This window comes from Paenibacillus sp. FSL R5-0475 (assembly GCF_038004585.1).
Taxonomy (GTDB): domain Bacteria; phylum Bacillota; class Bacilli; order Paenibacillales; family Paenibacillaceae; genus Paenibacillus_AQ.
In genome coordinates, this window is record NZ_JBBORK010000001.1 from 4,223,688 (window position 1) to 4,241,562 (window position 17,875).

Consider the following 17,875-nt stretch of genomic DNA (forward strand, 5'->3'; position numbering starts at 1 on the left):
GCTAATGTATCGCCATTGTACAGTCTTTTGCTGACAAACTCAAAGAAGAGTCATCATCTTGACCTCTTGGGCTTTAATGACAACTCTTATTGAAACTTCCTTTACACACGCTGCTGCAAATATACCCTTGCTTCATAAGGACGAAGCTTGAAAGAACGAATATCCTGATCTTTTGACTCCGGGTAATTACTGATTAATAACTCCAGCTGATCGGGATCGAACCCCGCTGGCCATTCGAATTCAGGCTCTCTATCAAAAAAATTCAAAATAACCAACAATCGTTGATCCTCTAAAGTTCGGGAATACGCATAAATCTCAGTATGCTCTGCAAGCAGTAGCTCATATGATCCGTACACGATCACCTTGTATTTTTTTCTTAACGCTATCAGCTGTTTATAGTAGTTGTAGATAGAATCCGGATCTTTAACCGCATTGCCAGCGTTAATCTCCATATGGTTGGAATTCACTTCAATCCAGGGTGTTCCTGTTGTAAAGCCACCTGCATGTCCATCGTCCCATTGCATAGGGGTACGGGCATTGTCCCGGCTTTTATGATGAATCGCAGACATAATCTGCTCTTCTGGAACACCGTTTTTTCGCTTTTCTTCATAATAATTAAGTGTCTCCACATCCCGGTATTCATCAATGGAATCGAAACAGACATTCGTCATGCCGATTTCTTCTCCTTGATAAATATAAGGTGTGCCTTCCAGCATATGAATAAAGGTCGCAAGCATTTTTGCCGAAGGAATCCGGTAAAAGAGATCGTTCCCGAACCGAGACACCGAACGCGGCTGATCATGGTTACATAAATAGTTCGCATTCCATCCTCTCTCATGTAAAACTGTCTGCCAGCTACTCATGATCTTTTTCAGTTCAAGTAGACTCCAGGGAACCACATCCCATTTCCCACTACCCGGCGAAGCGGCATCCAGAAACATATGCTCAAACTGAAAAGTCATATTCAGCTCCCGGCGTCCGTCACCTACATAATCCAGCGCCTGCTCTGGTCCGAGTCCCGAAGTCTCTCCTACCGTCATAATATCGTAGAAATATAACACCTTATCGTATAGATTCTGTAGCAAGGTATGCACATCCTCCAGATTGGAGAACATACCGTAGGCCCTTACCGTAGGTGTTCCGTTCGGGTTGTCTGCATCTGGATACCCTTTCGTCTTCACGATATGTGCAATCGCATCAAAACGAAATCCATCCACACCCTTCTTCAGCCACCACTCCACCATTTCATGCAGTTTATCAATGACCACAGGATTCTCCCAGTTCAGATCGGGCTGGTATTTGGAGTAGAGATGTAGATAATATTCATCCGTCCGCGGATCAAGCTCCCATACCGAGCCACTGAAATAAGACTCCCAGTTGTTCGGGGGGCCGCCATTTTTACCTTTTCGCCAAATATAATAGTCCCGTTTAGGATTGTCCTTCGACGACCTTGATTCTACAAACCAAGGATGCTCATGTGACGTGTGGTTCAAAACCAAATCCATCATCAGCTTCATTCCACGTGCGTGCAACTCCCTGAGCAACCGGTCAAAATCATCCATCGTACCGAATTCCTTCATAATGTCACAGTAATCACTGATATCATACCCGTTATCATGGTTAGGTGATTTATAAATAGGACAGACCCAGATCACATCTACACCTAGGTCCTGTAGATAATCCAGTCTGGATATAATACCTTGCAAGTCTCCGATTCCATCTCCGTTACTGTCCATGAAGCTGATCGGATAAATCTGATACACGACGCTTTCTTTCCACCATTTGGGGTTCATAACTCGGTTACCTCCTATTTAGCTATATGTAGAGTTTAACCACACAGAGCCTAGTAGATAACAAATCCCCCCTACTTCCCTAATCCCTTTTGATATTGTGAAGGTGTAAGTCCAGTCCATTTTTTAAAAGTAGCACTGAAGTGACGCTCTTCACCGTACCCTACCAATTTTGCAACGGCGTACATCTTTAGATTTTGGCGGAGCAGCTTTTTCGCTTCTTCTACCCGGTATTGGTGCAAGTAATCGAGAAAATTCACACCAAGCTCCTGACGGAAAAGTGAGCTTAAATAAGTATTAGAAACATAGGCTTCTTTCGCGACATACTCTAGTGTCAGATTGGTATTGTATTTATTGCGGATGATCTCCATAGCAGTGACTACTGTGCGATGGAGTGGACGATGTTTAGAAAAAGCCTCCACCACATTCTGCATGACCTTATTCAAAATCGTAGACAATTCTTCCAACGTCTCTATCTGTGGAGCCTGCTCCATCCAATTGACCAAATGCTGCTTCCATTCGAAGCCAGCGACTTGTTTTTCCTGCGCCAGTCTCTTTAATCGAACTACAAAAGCAGTTGCCCGAATATTCACTTCTTGCTTAAGACATCCCGGATTGCTACGAAAACGTTCCAGCCATTTCTCCAGCAGATCGAGTGCGAGCTCATTGCTCCCAGCCCCCACCGCCACAAGCATTTCATCCTCCAGCACATTTAATTCAGAATCATCTAAAATCCCGATTTCCTGTGGAGCGCCACCTATTACTCCTGTTCCTTCTGTATAGTAATAGACACCGCCTTTTCCGTTCAAAAATCGCGATTCCATCGCCTGAAGGGCTTCTTTATACGACAGATGCGCTTCAGAAATATCCGAACGACAGGAGCCAACGGCAATACTGATCGACAGTTTGAGATATTTCTCCAAATTACTCTGCAGCTTCTCAATCTGCTCTTTCAATTGGAGGGGTGCTCGGTAAGGCTTGCGAGAATCGGTTCCGGCTAATCCGCTGCCAATCCATAGCAAGTTATTGCCATCATGAAAAGTCTCTATTTTTCCTCTATAGATAGGAGACAAGGTCTCACTAATAATATTTAACGCTGCGTAACGTAGAAGTACAAAATCCTGTCCTGTTCCTGTAGCAGAGGGTGGGTCAAAATCAAAACTGACCAGACCAATTTGTGGTCCTTCAAAGCCAATCGCCATAGATAACTCGCCGATCAGCTCCTGTCGCCGTTCTAGCGGAACCGGGGGATGATAAATCCATTGAGACAGAACCTGGCTTTTGACAAGCGGTGCATTTTTATGCCAAGAACGATCTCTTTTAAGCTGTTCATCCTCCTGATTCCGTTGTCTTTCAATAAGTTCCTTGGCCTTCAGTACCGTCTTCAGAATTTCCTCAGGTCGGCATGGCTTCAGCACATAATCAACAACACCCAGGGAGATCGCTTGCTTCGCATAAGAGAACTCGTTATACCCCGATAAAATAATCGACCGGAAGCCGTAACCTCTACGCCGTGCGACTTCAATCAGCTCGAGACCACCCATTTGTGGCATACGAATATCCGTTAACAAAAGATCGGGCTGTTCATTCTCCATCAAAGCCAGCGCTTCACTTCCGTTCCCCGCCTCACCCATGACCTCAATCTGATGTGACTTCCAATCAATCATATTCACAATGCCCTCACGGATCGTATCTTCGTCTTCAGCAATCAGCAGCTTCATCATTTATGGCCCCTCCACAGTGATATGAATAATAATACGTGTGCCTGCCCCTTCCACACTCTCTAGTTGTAAAGAGGCTCCTGTAAAAAATAAGGCCAGTCGTTCCTGCACATTCATGAGCGCAAATCCTGTGCGTCCAACATTGTCTTCCTCAGGTAAAGAATTTCCCCTCGCTAAACGTTGATGTAGCTCTAGAAGCCTATCTGCCGTGATCCCTGCACCATTATCCTGTACCTCAAGCACAATAGTCTTCTCTATACGGTAAGCTCGAACGGATATCAGCCCACTTCCAGACAGCGGCTCAATCCCGTGAATCACTGCGTTCTCGGCTAGTGGCTGCAGCAGCAGCTTTGGTACTGTGAAATCCTTGATACTCTCATCCAGAGAAATTTCGAATTCAAAACGCTCCTTAAAGCGATTTTTCTGCAGGAACAAGTAATTGGTCACCAGCTCTACTTCCTGCTCCAAAGTAAACGTATCCCGTCCATCATTTAAGCTCAGTCGGAACACTTGAGAGAGAGAATACACCATATCAGCAATTTCTTTATCCCCCTTCTTCTCAGCTTCCCAACAGATTGTATTTAACGTGTTATATAAAAAGTGAGGCCTGATTTGGGCTTGAAGCGTTTTCAACTCTGCTTCCTGTTGCTTCATTCTTGAGGCGTATACATCATTGATGAGCGATTTAATCCGCTGCACCATTAGATTATAACCATGCCCGAGTAAGCCGATCTCGTCATTTCCTTCAAAAAATACCCGCTGCGTGAAATCACCTGTCTGCAGTCTGCGCATCGAACGGGAAAGCTTCTTCAGTGGTTTCGTGATAGCAGCAGCTGCCAGCCAGGTAACCATTAGGCTAACTACTAAACACAGAACAGCAATCGTCATCGTGACCTGTAAAATTTGACCGAGCTCTTTAACAAGCTGCCGCTTGGAATGAGCCACCACCACATACCAGCCTGTCGTCTCCGACTGCAGATGTGACACAATCCACTGTTTATGATCCGCTGTAGATTCCAGCCTTTTTTTCACAGTCAGCTTAGGGTCGCTGTCCGCAAAATACGGAAGTTCCAGATCTCTTTTGCCAATCCAGCTCGGATTCGAAGCCGTAATAATCAGCCCATCCCGATCAATTACGAACATATCTACATCATCTTCAGCATTGTCCAGATATTGGCTCCCAATCTTCCCTGCATCCACACCGATCACAGCGAGTCCTGCCGGCTTTAAGGTGTAAATATTCATGATGATTCTGGAAAGCACAATCTTATGATAATGATCGCCTACAAAAATGCCGTCAGTCGGCCTGGAGAGTCCAAAGGTTGGGCTACCTGCTGCTTTAATAGCTTCTTTATAATACGAGGTTTTGATAAAATCTGAGTACTTCATACCTGTCGTCAATCCTGCCTGATTCGCAGCAAAAGGCTCTGCTCCATTGTTATCGTCTAAAGAATACAGAATCAGCGATTGAATTGAATTGCCTGCAACCATAAGATTGGTAACGGTCTTAAATACAGAATTACGTTCCTTTTGTGCTTCAGACGATGCTAAGAGCCGCTGCACACTTTCATCCAGAAAGAGTGTATTCGAAAAAGATATCATGCCTCGCACCATCTCATCGATCTGCTCTGCTGTTTTTTTGGTAAGATGATCCTGCGACTGTTTCATTTTCTCCACCACCTGCTGTGAAGAGATCTGATACGAGTTCCAGCCCATTGCGAATATGGTCACCAGAAGCAGGGGGACGAACCATAACAACAGCTTAAATTGGAGCGGAAGATGGCGATAACGGCTGACTAAGCGAAAGTTTCGATTCATGAGAACCACCTTCTTATATAATAGAAAGATGTGTAAACCAAGTATAACTGAAATCATTACACCCTGAACCGGCTTTTTACATTCGCTAAAAAATGCCTACATCATTCTTAAATATGGACCATGTTTCTATTAGCCAGAAACTCTTAAGATGAGGATGCAAGCAAAAACGCCTTCGACGTCTCTTATAGACGGTCAGCGTTTATGCGAGAAATATAAGGATAATGTATAGCGTGAAACTTATACATTCTTATATTTCAAGAAGAAACGACGTTGTCGTCTTCCTTGATGGATAACAATCGTTTCTTCAAAATACATCATTCTAAAAAGGTGGGTTTTTGATGAAAAGTAAAGGAATCAAGCTAATGCTTATGAGTCTAATGCTTCCAGCTCTGCTTGCAGGCTGTGGTGGCGGAAATAACAATGCGAAAGCTACAAACGTTCCTGCAAATGACAAAGCCGAAGCTACTGCCGAGGCCACAGCGAACGCACCAGCCGAAAAAATTACACTGAAGTTCTTCACCGCACTTGCGGATCGGGCAAACGGTTCAGGCAAGGTGGAGCAAGACATTATCGACGCTTATATGAAAGAGCACCCTAACGTCAAGATAGAAGTGGAAGCGCTTCAAGATGAGCCTTATAAATCAAAAATCAAAGTATATGCTTCCAGCAATCAGATGCCTGATATCATTCAAGCTTGGGGTCAGCCTTCTTTCCTGAGTCCTCTGCTCGATAATGACTTACTGCTTGAACTGAACAGCGCTGACTTCGAAGGTGATCAGTTTGTTTCTGGTTCCATGGACGGCTTCAGCAAAGATGGCAAACTGTATGGATTGCCACGTAGTGCCGACTATATGGTTATGTTTTATAACAAGAAAATCTTTGCTGACAACGGCATCGAGGTTCCAAAGACTACCGCTGACCTGCTCGCAGCTGTCAAAACATTACGTGCAAACAAGATTAACCCTATCGCTATGAACGGTATGGATGCATGGACGCTGCCAATCTGGTATGAGTTTGTGGCTCAACGTCAAAATGGTGATTTTAATAAGATGGATGAAGCTGTTGCTCGTAAAATATCCTTTAATGATCCTAGTCTTGTTGCAGCTGCAACTGAAATGCAAGATTTCGCAAATGCTAAAGGTTTTGCCGACGGCTGGCTGACCGCCGATTACGGTGCAGCGCGTAACTTGTTCGGACAAGGACAAGCCGCTATGTTCTTTATGGGCGCTTGGGAGTCTGGCCTAGCTACAGATGTGAACTTCTCTGAAGAATTCCGTAATAATGTAGGCGCATTCGCTTTCCCTGGTTCGGATAAAGGTAAATCAACGGATGATGCTGCTTGGTACGGTGGTGGATATGCCGTAAGTAAAAACTCCAAGCATCCTGAAGCTGCTGTTGATTTCTTGAAATATTTCTTCGCTCCTGAGAACTGGTCCAAGATGTTGTGGCAAGCAGGCGCGGGTACACCTGCGCAAAAATTCGATGAATTCTTGACTGGTAATGAAACTCAACTCCAAAAAGAACTAGTCGATGTCTTCAGCTCGATGACCTCTTCTAGCGGAACTCCGCTACAGGATATTGGTAACGACGAGTTTAAGCAAAAGGTAATGGAAGCTCACCAAAGTCTGCTCTCCGGTGCTATGAATACAGCGGAATTCGCCAAAGCGCTTGACGCTGCATCTGATAAATTGGCTGGTAAATAAACTCTAATACTACTAAGAACATGAATCTTGACGCTTCTGAATTAGCATCATAAATAGTAGCGTACAAACCCCCGACTCCCCCCAGAGGCCGGGGGTTTGTTGTTCGAGTATAAACGCCTTCGCCGTCAACGAATTTATCATTTCATAATTTAAAAAATGTGTACAATCATCTGAAATATACGGCATGTTCCACGGTCTAGCTTCCCGTTACGATGGTAGTAGATAGATTACTCTTTCAAAGGACGGAGATTTCCATGCACAGAGTGTTAAGCGACAAAAAAGCGATATTTCTACTCATCGCACCCGGGTTATTCCTGTTTGCTTTTATGATTTGCATCCCTATCTTCATGAGCGCTTATTACGGCTCTACGGACTGGGGTGGGATCGGCAAGTACAATTTTATCGGCTTTGATAACTATCGCGAAATCCTATTTCATGACAAAGTATTCTGGACTTCACTGGGCAATGCCCTGTTACTAACCGCCGCTACTGTATTTTTACAGCATCCCTTTGCAATTCTCATAGGGATATTCCTGACCAATTCCGGTAAATACGAAAAAATATTCCGGACGATCTTTTTCATCCCCGCAGTAATTTCTGTTGTAGTTACAGCCAAGCTGTGGAGCGGGATTTTTCATCCCAATTACGGATTGCTTAACAAGTTGCTTAGCGGCGTTGGGCTGGATTCACTCACACATGATTGGCTTGGAGATCCGAAGACTGCGATCTGGTGCATCATCATTGTTGTAATGTGGCAAGGTTTTGGATACGCACTGCTGCTATATTATTCAGGTCTGCAAGGCATTCCAAGTGATCTAAGCGAAGCCGCAAAGATCGATGGCGCGAACAATTATACCCTCTACACGCGCATCATCATACCGCTTCTTTCGCCTATGATGCGAGTTGCCATTATCATCGCGGTTACAACCTGTCTTAAGCAAATGGAAACCGTGTTCTTAATGACCAACGGTGGTCCGGCGAACAGCACGCAATTCTTAGGGAACTACCTTTATAAAACAGCCTTCTCATCGTCGCTTTACGGATACGGTAATGCCATATCCATCCTATTTATTGTGTTCTGCCTTGTACTGACCGTAATACTCAACAAGGTTCTGAAGAAAGATATCGGAGAGTTTTAGAATCCCTGTAACCGGAGGAAATCATATGAATAATTCATTAGCACCTGCCGCTTCGCCCCTCAATCTGAAGCTTCATAAACAGAAGCGCAGTAAACCTACAACTGGCAAAATCCTAATGATGGTGTTTCTTTGTCTCATTGCTTTGATTCAGTTATTTCCGCTCATCTGGCTGATCGATTACTCCCTGCTAAAGAGTGGTGATTTTTTCGGAAGCTCTTTTCTGAAATGGCCATCCCCCCCGCAATGGGAGAATTATAGAAACGCTTTTACCTATGGGCGTGTACCACGCTATTTTGCCAACAGTCTTATCATTACAGTAATTACCGTTGCGCTGTCCGCACTAGTGTCACTGATGATGGGGTATGCGTTCACCCGTATGAAATGGAAGCTTAGTGGTATCGTGTTGTCACTTATCATGATGGGCATGATTATTCCCATTCACGCGACACTGCTGCCGAACTTTATCCTGTTTAACAAGCTCGGAATGCTGAACAATATGTACACGCTGATTCTGCCTTATTCGGCTATTGTCATCCCAATGAGTGTGCTCATCATGACTGGATTTCTAGAGACTATCCCTCGTGCGATTGAAGAGTCGGCGGTTATCGATGGCTGCGGCATTTACGGTGTGATCTTCCGCATCATCTTCCCTATTACGAAACCCGCACTAGCTACCATCTGTGTACTCAATTTCATCAGCACATGGAATGAATTTATTATGGCGAACACCTTCCTCACCTCGGAGGATCTCAAAACCATTCCGTTCTCCATTATGAAATTCGCCGGAGAATACTCGTCCAACTACGGTGCTCAGTTCGCTGTAATGACGATCATTGCGATTCCAACCATCCTGATCTATCTGCTCTTCACAGAACAGATGACAAAAGGAATTACCGCTGGAGCGGTTAAGGGCTAACACAAAAAGCGTGGAGAACTCTAGCTTCTCTTCTTCCTCCAACATTTTATTGACATTAACTTTCAACTCGTATATGATCTCCTTAGGCAAAATCACAACGAATTAAATCAAAAATTTAATATATCCCGTAAAGGGGAGTAGCTGTTAAATAAAGTCGTCAATACGAGAATATGAGGATATTCTCCGGCTTTATTGGCAATTCAACATTGTTAGCGAGACCTTTACCAATCAGGTTAGACCTTTATTCCAAAGGCTAATCTGTTTGGTAAAGGTCTTTTTTATATAAAAATGGTTAAAATGGTAAGGTAAGTATCTTTTAGTAGATATTTGCATAAGAAAAGGGAGGACAACAGTAATGGATTGGGGATTATTATTAGAGTACGGCTGGGTATTACTAGTTCTTGTAGCACTTGAAGGACTACTAGCCGCAGATAACGCACTGGTATTGGCAATTATGGTTAAACACCTTCCTGATGAGGAAAGAAAAAAAGCACTATTCTACGGATTAGCCGGAGCCTTCGTGTTCCGCTTCGGTTCACTATTTGTCATCTCTTACCTGGTTGATATTTGGCAAGTACAAGCCATCGGCGCACTTTATTTACTGTTTATCGCGGGGAACCATATCTTCCGAAAACTATTAATCAAGAAGCCCGTTACGGATGAAGCAGCTGAAAGCGGTACGGACGGCGCAGTCAACAAAAAGAAATCCAGCTTTTGGTTTACTGTCTTTAAAGTAGAAGTTGCTGACATCGCCTTCGCGGTCGATTCCATCCTAGCCGCAGTTGCACTTGCGGTTGCACTACCTGCAAGTGGTCTTCCAAAAATCGGAGGCCTTGACGGTGGACAATTCCTCGTCATCTTTGCCGGCGGATTTATCGGATTGGTCATTATGCGTTTTGCAGCTTCCTTCTTCGTTAAGCTGCTTCACACCCGTCCAGGTCTTGAAATTGCAGCCTTCTTCATCGTAGGCTGGGTCGGCGTTAAGCTCGCAGTCATTACCTTGGCACACCCTTCACTTGGTGTTCTTTCCGAGGATTTCGCGCATAGTACCATTTGGAAGGTTACCTTCTATGTTGTACTCGTGCTCATCGCTGCAATCGGTTGGTTTATGAGCAGCAAGGTAGAAGAGAATGTTGGAGAGAATCCAGTTAAAGAAGTAGATAAACAACTCCATTAATTGTATTTGAATAGCAAAAACAAATATAACCCGAAAGACGCGCCCTTTCTGTAAAGGTGTTTGTCTTTCGGGTTATTTTCTTTTATCCCCTATTTTGCTCCTCATACAAAAAAGCCTGCTTCCACCATCAAATGGGAAGCAGGCTCTGCATTATATATTTTTATTGACCTATAATCTGATCAGTCTTACCTTGCAGTTCCACTAGCTTCATAATCACCGTAGCCGCCAGCGCTTTCGTTACCGTCTGCTGCGGATTAAACTTGCCGTTGTCATCCTTTAGGATTCCCAATTTCACTACAAGAGCCACTGCACCCTTATTGTTTATAGATGCACTATCACTGAACTGACTTACCGTTACATCTTTATCAAGATAGGCTGTGAGTTTGTTGTATTTCAAAAAATTAGCCAGCTGAACAGCAAGCTGTTCCCGGGTTAACTTACTATCAATTTGCAGGCTTTGATCCTTGTTGATCCACTTACGATCTGCTGCATAAGTAACAACATCATAAAATGAATTCTCAGGCTTCACACCTGCCACAGTTTTCCGTTCATTATTAGCAATATAACTGCTGAAATTCGGATTAGAAGCCTTGGCAAGATAGGTTAACCAATCGCCAACTGTTATTTCTTGATCTGGGTTTACTTTACCATCAGCATCCGGAGTAATCACATGATATTTTACTAATTCTGATAAGGGTTGTTCTGCTGCATGACCTTTGATATCCGTTGCAGATATTTGAGCATCTTGCTGACCGAGGTAATCATAGACCGCTACCCATTTTCCAGTGGCTGCATCTAAAACCTGATATAATCCATTAGATTCATCAAAAGTTGTATCATATACCAGCTTCACCTTTGGCGCGGCATAGCTATTATAACTATAGTATCCACCAACCTGAGTATACTTCAGCTTAGTCTGATATTTAGGTTTATAACTTTCGAGCGCTTCCTTCTTGGAAATTGTTGCATCAGGAGATAATGTGATTTCATCGATACCGTTTATCCGATTCCCCATGTAAGAAATCAGTCTGCCGTAAAGATCCAAGCTAACCGTAAGGGTACTGTCACTCACAGGAATGCCTTGATGATATCTAATAAACTGATATCTAAATCCTGATCCGTCTGAAGTAACGTTTGAGTTATCTCCATATTCTACAAGCTTTAGCTTCTGACTCGCCTGAGGATATAGGCTATTTATTATACTAAGTGCTTTAGTCTTAGCTTCGGCCTCACTAAGCTTCTTCCCTCCAGCAGGGGCTGCCTCTTCCTTCTTCTTATCCTGAGCAGCACCATAAGCTTGAACCTGGTACTGTAATATTTCACCGGTCTTTGCATCGATCTCGGCAGAGGATTGTTCTGGAAAGCCAGCCCCAATGTAGCGTTCATTTCCACTAGCCCCACCCCAATATAACTGCCAGATCTTCCGATTCGTATCCTGATAGTCATTTCTTAAACTTTGAGAGATCAATTTACGATCTGCTGGAATATATGCAACCTTCTTTACAAGCTGTTCCGCTTCTTTTGCAGTAAGCTCTGTAGTTGAAGTTCTTGCTTGAAAGACATCCTTACCCTTTGCTACATCTGAATACACGACTGGGGTAGATGCGTATTCTTTTCCTTCATAATCTATTCTCTTGCCCGTCAATGCATCGATAGGATATAGAGACTGATCCACTGGACGCCAGCCTAGGATCCAGTTGTTAGGTTTTCCATTCTTATAAATAGGAGTGAAAAAAAGGCCTACATCAAACTGTTCCGCAAATTGCTTCTGTGCTTGCTCCAAGGTAATCTTGGGCTGTGCAGACGGATACTCAAGCCCTTGAGAAAACTTAGAGAATTGAATTACATTACCGTTGCCATCCACAGCTATGTTAATGTTATCCGATCCAGAAGGAAGACCATTCTTCATGACACTGAAGTAATAGCTGTATTGAACAGGACCGAATAAAGTGTTCGAAAAATAATTATAACCAGCATTCTCATTTAATTGCAGATCACTGCTCTTAACCGATGTGGCTGCCTTAGCCACAAAAGCCTTGGCGATCTCCAGTGCCTGAGTCTGCGATACTTTCGGTGGATAATAGGATTCGTTATTCTCACGTGGGTATGAAATATACGTACTAATGATATCTCCACTAATGGCATCTACCTCACTGCTAAAGCCATATCCCATACTCCCCTCTTGAATCTGCCACTGAATATTCCAGATCATTTGATTTGCTGGAGGGGGGTAGCTTTGATTAGATCCCAGTTGTACATTGTTTACCGTTGCATCTTTTAGGGATGGGAATAATTCTTTTAGCTTCGCAATCGCTTGCTCCTGCGTGAATTTCACTTTTGTAAGATCTGCATCAGAGTTCGTTGTAGTCACCGGTGCTTGTGTGCTAACCTGTGTTACCGTAGTGTTGCTACTAACAGATGTAGAATCGGCTGCGGCCAAGCCAGGGGGTAATAATAACGCGAGCGCCACTGAAGTAATCAATACCGTTTTAGCTGTCTGATGAACAAAGTGAGTATTATTGCTTTTCAAAAGAATTCATCCTCCTCTAACACGTGATTCATAACATTATACAGATAATTACTTATATTTTCCATATTTAATTAACGACAGGAAATTACAAGGTTTATGTAATGTATACTATATAAGCTATAATGGTAGGCAGCTACAGCTTAATCATCTATGAAAGGGGGCCATTCACATCACTGATTGGAACCTTCAGCCGCTTATAGACGGTATTACTGGCCTAGAAATTCGCAGTTGTCTAATCGTTCAACATGGAAAGCCTATACTGGAGCATTATCGCGAGCCAGAAATCGCTAAGGAGCTAGGTAAAATTAACTCATGCACCAAAAGCGTGCTCGCCGCCTTAGTCAGCATAGCCATAGATAAACAAATCGTTCCGCCACCTGATACACCTATTTCTCTATTTTTCCCTTTATTAAAAGAGGATCAAGATCAACGAAAAAGAGAAATCACTATCAGTCACTTATTAACAATGACAGCAGGCTTTAACTGGACAGAATTTGGGGGGCAAAATTCCTTTCCGACTATGACTAGAACCGCAGACTGGATAAAGTTTGTGCTCGCCCAGCCGCTATCTCATACGCCAGGCACTGAGATGAACTATAACTCCGGCTGCTCCCAGATTTTATCCGCTATCCTGCGTGAATGTTCTGGACAAGACGTTGCAACATTTGCTGAAGATCAGCTATTTCAGCCGCTTGGCATCGAAAGCTACCGCTGGGACAGTGATCCGCAAGGCATACATACTGGTGGGTTTGGCCTTTATATGATGCCTGAGGATATGCTCAAATTCGGTCTCCTTTATTTGCAAGAAGGGCGCTGGAAGGATCAACAGCTCATTCATTCGGATACCGTTCAGAAGTCCACTCACCCTTATGTCTCAGCCACGCTACCGCAGAAGGGCTTCTATGGATGGCACTGGTGGGTATCTTCATTCAATGCAGGTACGGAGCAGCAGCCAAAGGAGATCCCTTATTATTTTGCGCTTGGCTTCATGGGCCAGCATATTATTGTGGTTCCATCCTATGAGCTGGTTGCAGTCATTACTGCGGATAAGTACAAGAAAGGCTCACCAGCTAATGTGTTCGGCCGATTTATCGTGCCAGCGCTTCTTGGGCAATAACGACAGGGGGATACCGCACACTCCCATTATGAAAGAAGGAAGCCGGGTTGCAATGACCCGGCTTCCTTCTTCAATTTATTCAGCTTCGATACAACGAAGCTCAAGTCGTTAATTTTGCATACACAGCAAAAAATAACACCATTTCTCCAATGATCAGGTAATTGGGTATAAGGAACAACAAATCTACTGCAAAAAAAACGCCAAGTATACCTAATAATAACGCCAAATGAAATATCCCTAACCGTTGCTGTATACGTCTATATTTATGGAAGACCAGTGAGGTAGAGAAGAAGTAGAGCAGGACCGATCCAAAAATAAAACATACCATAAATGTATAATTTAATTGTTCTAAAAATAGCAGTTGGATTGAAGCTGCAATCATGCTTAAGGATACATAAATAAATAAATGCCCATAAATTATAGTTTGCCCGGCAGTCTCTATGGTTTTGTCCACTTTCTTTTCAACATTATCAAAGTATTGCCACCACATAGCTATAATTAATAGAAAAGTTAATAATGCAAATAAAATAGATTGCCACGTCCAGTGGCTAGACTGTAAGACTGCAAGTATACTGACCACTGATTCGCCAAGTAGAATGAGGGTAAACAACGAGAAACGTTCTAATAAATGATGAGTGTTTATCGGGCTTTTCACCAAGTATCTCCGACCGATTAATGGAAGCAAAATGTCTATAGTAATTCCCGTATACAAAACTACATAACGTATCCAAGAGTCAAAGAAAAGTGATAAAGCAGAGATCACTAATCCAATCCAAAAACGACTTCCCAGGTAACGGGCAGTGTCCTTTCTATCAGCTGCTTCATTCTTATTTACCGTAAGATATTGAATGGCAGTCATAGCTCTTAAGCCAACATAACCGATTAGAAATGGCATATAGTATTGATCAAAGTTAACCGATAAGCTGGCCGTCATTATTAATACAAAAAATAATTGTAGAATCAGAAATATTCGGTGTGAAAAGATGTCCTGTCCAAACCGATTTACAAAAAGCGATTGTCCCACCCAGGCCCACCAGATCGGAATGAATATTAAGATAAATTTAGATAAATATTCAAGTGGAATTGTACCCGCCTCTACATGCAACAAGACATGACTCGCTTTTGAAACTGCAGCCACAAAAAGCAGATCATAAAATAGCTCCAGCCAGGTAACTTTCTTCTCAGCAAAGGCTGCTGTGCCGTGCTCAAATCCCGATGTGCGCTTATTCATCGTTTTACTCCCTTAGTTTGGATGGGTATATTTAATACAGTTTATCGATTACTTATCCATCTTAACCGAATTGATATACTAATTTGAAGCCCCTTTGTTTCCACTCTAAAATCACACAAAAAAAGCTCCCCCTTGCCTAAAATCGACAAAGGAAAGCTATAGTTATATCTTCAACTATATTTAATTCCGCCACTTCATAAACTTGTAATCAAGATAATCAACAAGTAAAAAGAGGACAAACCCCACCAAGCTGAACAGCATAATTCCCGCATACATCTCCGGATAATCCAGTCTTAACCAAGCATCCATAATGAAGAAGCCCATGCCATGCTCAGTTCCATAAATCTCCGTGAAAAAGAGTACAGATATCGCTGTTCCAAGTGAAATACGAATCGTACTCAGAATGACCGACAGTGCACCCGGCAGTGTCACATGCCAGAATTTCTGCACTGTACTTGCCCCTATACTCGTTAAGACATCATAGGTATTCTCAGGAATAGCCTTCACACCATCCCTAACGGAGATAATAATCTGGAACAAGAGAATCAGCATGATCATTAAGATTTTAGACGTTTCACCAAGTCCGAAGAATAGCATCACAACGGGAAGCAGGGCGATTTTGGGAACAGGATAGGTCAAGTAGACCACAGGGTCAAGCAGCTTATTCCAAGTCAGCGAACGTCCCATCAGAAGACCAATGAGCAGTCCAATGATTAATGCCAGCACTACACCTGCAAAAATTCTGAACAAGCTATACCCTACATTTAAAGCAATCTCCTGACCACCTAAGTGAAACATAGCGTTATATACCGCGAATGGACTCGGCAAAATCGAATGATTCATAAGCAAATAGGCAATATACCAAACCACATTCATACAAAAGAACACAAACAACAGTCTTATTATGTGATGAATCCGATTTTTTCTCACCATATCTCCTGCATTACCTTTCTGATTCGCTTAGTCTGCTCAAAGAAATCTACACTGTCCCGCTTATCTTCATGTTTCATCTGAAATACCAATTGATTGTCGATCATTTCCGGAGCTTCTTCTTTATTAGATGGCATAACAATAATTTTCTGCCCCAGCAGAATAGCTTCTTCCACATCATGGGTAACAAATAAGGTAGTCGCCGGATGCGCTAACCAGTTATCCAAAAACAGAATCTGTAGTGTTTCCCGCGTAATCGCATCAAGTGCGGAGAAAGGCTCGTCCAGCAGTAAAATAGTGGGCAAAATGGCGAACGCTCTGGCGATTGCCACTCTTTGCTGCTGTCCTCCACTAAGAGAAAGAGGATAACGATCAGCTAAATCAGAGATTCCCATCGATGACAGCCACTGATTAATCTGATTCTCCCGTTCTTGCTTGGATGTGCTCGCAGTATGCGAGATTTTCATTGCGATTTGAATATTATCATGTACAGTCTTCCATGGAAGAAGCCCGTAGTTTTGCGGTACCAGGCCGATCAGAGTTTCTTTATCATGCACGGATTTTTCATTAAAAAGAATTTGCCCCATATAGCTTGGCAGCAAGCCCGCAATCGCCCGTAATAAAGTTGATTTTCCGCTGCCAGAGGGTCCGATGATCGTGTAAATCCCATGCTCCGGTAAAGATAGATCCATCTTTCCTAAGGCCAGTTGACCTGTCTTATACTCTACTTTAAGGTCCTTAATGACGAGTCCTTTATTTCTTGAATTGGACATCAGAAATCACATCTTCAGCCGAGATATTTTTGCTAAGCAAACCTTTTTCCCGTGCCCAGGCAAATGCGGCTTCTACTTCTTTCACATCCACTTGATTGGCAGGGACATAATCAGGCACCTTGATCTCATCTTTCAACGTTTCTGGATAACCAACTTCTTTGATCACAAGATCGATATATTCGGATTGATCATGAGATTTCATATACGCTACAGCCTCGTCATAAGCAGCATACATGTTGCGAATCGCATCTGCCTTAGCATTAATAGCGGTTTGTGGGAAAGCCAATACAAATGGATTTACTCCCGCTGTATGCGTGGAGCTAAGCACGCGCAAGCCTGAAGCTTTACCCATAGTTACAAATGGTTCCGGCAAAATAGCTGCATCCGCCTTATTGTTCTTAAGCAATTCTAAACGGGTAGGGATTTGCGGAACCTCAGTTACCGTAATATCATCTTCCGTTAAACCCGCTTGTTTCAGCATCATCGCCACAGTATATTGTGTGGAAGTGTTTTTGGACAAAATCACGGTTTTGCCTTTCAGATCCTTCACATCTTGGATGGCGTCATTCCCAGTCAATAAATCGAATTCACCAAAAGTTGTGCTAGTGATCTTCACATCCAGCCCGGCTTCATTGTAGATAGAAATTGCAACCAAATCAGCACTGATCCCCTCTAACTTGCCTGCTTGAAAGGCGACATCACGGTCTTTTGCACTCTTGAACGTTTGGATATCTAGGTTCACTCCATGCTTCTTATCAAAACCTTGCTCATGAGCAATTACAAAAGGAATCGCATCAATCGAAGGCAGTAAGCCAAGCGACAAAGTAACAGCTTCTTTTGAGGCCTCTGCTGCGTTACCCTCTGTCGATGCTGTATTCGTGTTATTCTTTGAACCACAACCTACTGCAAGTACAGCGACGACAACGACCATCATCGACAACATCAACATTCTTTTTAATGCTTTTTTCTTCATAAAACTCTCCTACCTCCATTAATCTTTCTATAGTAGACATGCCCCTATTCTTTGCAA

Annotated in this window: 13 protein-coding genes; 5 read left to right on the forward strand and 8 right to left on the reverse strand. The window is 43.1% G+C overall.

Features of this window, described 5'->3' with window-relative positions; all coding sequences use genetic code 11:
- Positions 1-101: 101 nt before the first annotated feature.
- The 3 genes from MKX41_RS18925 to MKX41_RS18935 all read right to left on the reverse strand — a co-directional run bounded on the left by MKX41_RS18925 (position 102) and on the right by MKX41_RS18935 (position 5,329).
- Positions 102-1,793: a glycoside hydrolase family 13 protein gene (locus MKX41_RS18925; RefSeq protein WP_042191334.1), complete on the reverse strand. Its 1,692-nt coding sequence runs from the start codon at positions 1,791-1,793 to the stop codon at positions 102-104.
- A 71-nt stretch (positions 1,794-1,864) separates the two neighbouring features.
- Positions 1,865-3,514, reverse strand: coding sequence for a response regulator (locus MKX41_RS18930; RefSeq protein WP_340972622.1), 1,650 nt, complete (start codon positions 3,512-3,514; stop codon positions 1,865-1,867).
- The gene (locus MKX41_RS18935; protein WP_052404400.1) at positions 3,515-5,329 is read right to left on the reverse strand and encodes a sensor histidine kinase; all 1,815 of its coding nucleotides are present in this window, start codon (positions 5,327-5,329) and stop codon (positions 3,515-3,517) included.
- Between the two features lie 338 nt (positions 5,330-5,667).
- On the opposite strand from MKX41_RS18935, the gene MKX41_RS18940 reads away from it, so the two are divergent.
- From MKX41_RS18940 to MKX41_RS18955, 4 genes are all read left to right on the forward strand, one after another.
- Positions 5,668-7,032, forward strand: a complete 1,365-nt coding sequence (locus MKX41_RS18940; protein WP_340972625.1) for an ABC transporter substrate-binding protein — start codon at positions 5,668-5,670, stop codon at positions 7,030-7,032.
- 254 nt (positions 7,033-7,286) lie between these two features.
- Positions 7,287-8,171, forward strand: coding sequence for a carbohydrate ABC transporter permease (locus MKX41_RS18945; RefSeq protein ID WP_042130723.1), 885 nt, complete (start codon positions 7,287-7,289; stop codon positions 8,169-8,171).
- Between the two features lie 25 nt (positions 8,172-8,196).
- Positions 8,197-9,087, forward strand: a complete 891-nt coding sequence (locus MKX41_RS18950; RefSeq protein WP_081393202.1) for a carbohydrate ABC transporter permease — start codon at positions 8,197-8,199, stop codon at positions 9,085-9,087.
- A 355-nt stretch (positions 9,088-9,442) separates the two neighbouring features.
- Positions 9,443-10,264 (forward strand): TerC family protein, encoded by an 822-nt coding sequence (locus MKX41_RS18955; protein WP_042130725.1) that lies wholly within the window; start codon positions 9,443-9,445, stop codon positions 10,262-10,264.
- 160 nt (positions 10,265-10,424) lie between these two features.
- Here MKX41_RS18955 and MKX41_RS18960 read toward each other — a convergent pair whose 3' ends face one another.
- A complete protein-coding gene (locus MKX41_RS18960; protein ID WP_340972634.1) occupies positions 10,425-12,794 on the reverse strand; it encodes a YcdB/YcdC domain-containing protein in 2,370 nt (789 codons plus the stop codon).
- A 169-nt stretch (positions 12,795-12,963) separates the two neighbouring features.
- On the opposite strand from MKX41_RS18960, the gene MKX41_RS18965 reads away from it, so the two are divergent.
- The gene (locus MKX41_RS18965) at positions 12,964-13,911 is read left to right on the forward strand and encodes a serine hydrolase domain-containing protein (RefSeq protein ID WP_340974978.1); all 948 of its coding nucleotides are present in this window, start codon (positions 12,964-12,966) and stop codon (positions 13,909-13,911) included.
- A gap of 100 nt (positions 13,912-14,011) precedes the next feature.
- On the opposite strand, the gene MKX41_RS18970 is transcribed toward MKX41_RS18965, so the two are convergent.
- From MKX41_RS18970 to MKX41_RS18985, 4 genes are all read right to left on the reverse strand, one after another.
- Positions 14,012-15,142, reverse strand: coding sequence for a low temperature requirement protein A (locus MKX41_RS18970; protein ID WP_340972637.1), 1,131 nt, complete (start codon positions 15,140-15,142; stop codon positions 14,012-14,014).
- A gap of 180 nt (positions 15,143-15,322) precedes the next feature.
- Complete coding sequence (locus MKX41_RS18975; protein ID WP_042191349.1) at positions 15,323-16,075, reverse strand: ABC transporter permease; 753 nt, start codon at positions 16,073-16,075, stop codon at positions 15,323-15,325.
- On the reverse strand, positions 16,069-16,845 hold the full coding sequence (locus tag MKX41_RS18980; protein ID WP_340972639.1) for an ABC transporter ATP-binding protein: 777 nt from the start codon (positions 16,843-16,845) through the stop codon (positions 16,069-16,071). Before MKX41_RS18980 ends, MKX41_RS18975 begins: the two co-directional genes overlap by 7 nt.
- Positions 16,826-17,818 (reverse strand): ABC transporter substrate-binding protein, encoded by a 993-nt coding sequence (locus MKX41_RS18985; RefSeq protein ID WP_340972641.1) that lies wholly within the window; start codon positions 17,816-17,818, stop codon positions 16,826-16,828. The genes MKX41_RS18980 and MKX41_RS18985 overlap by 20 nt, the downstream gene beginning before the upstream one ends.
- Positions 17,819-17,875 lie beyond the last annotated feature (57 nt).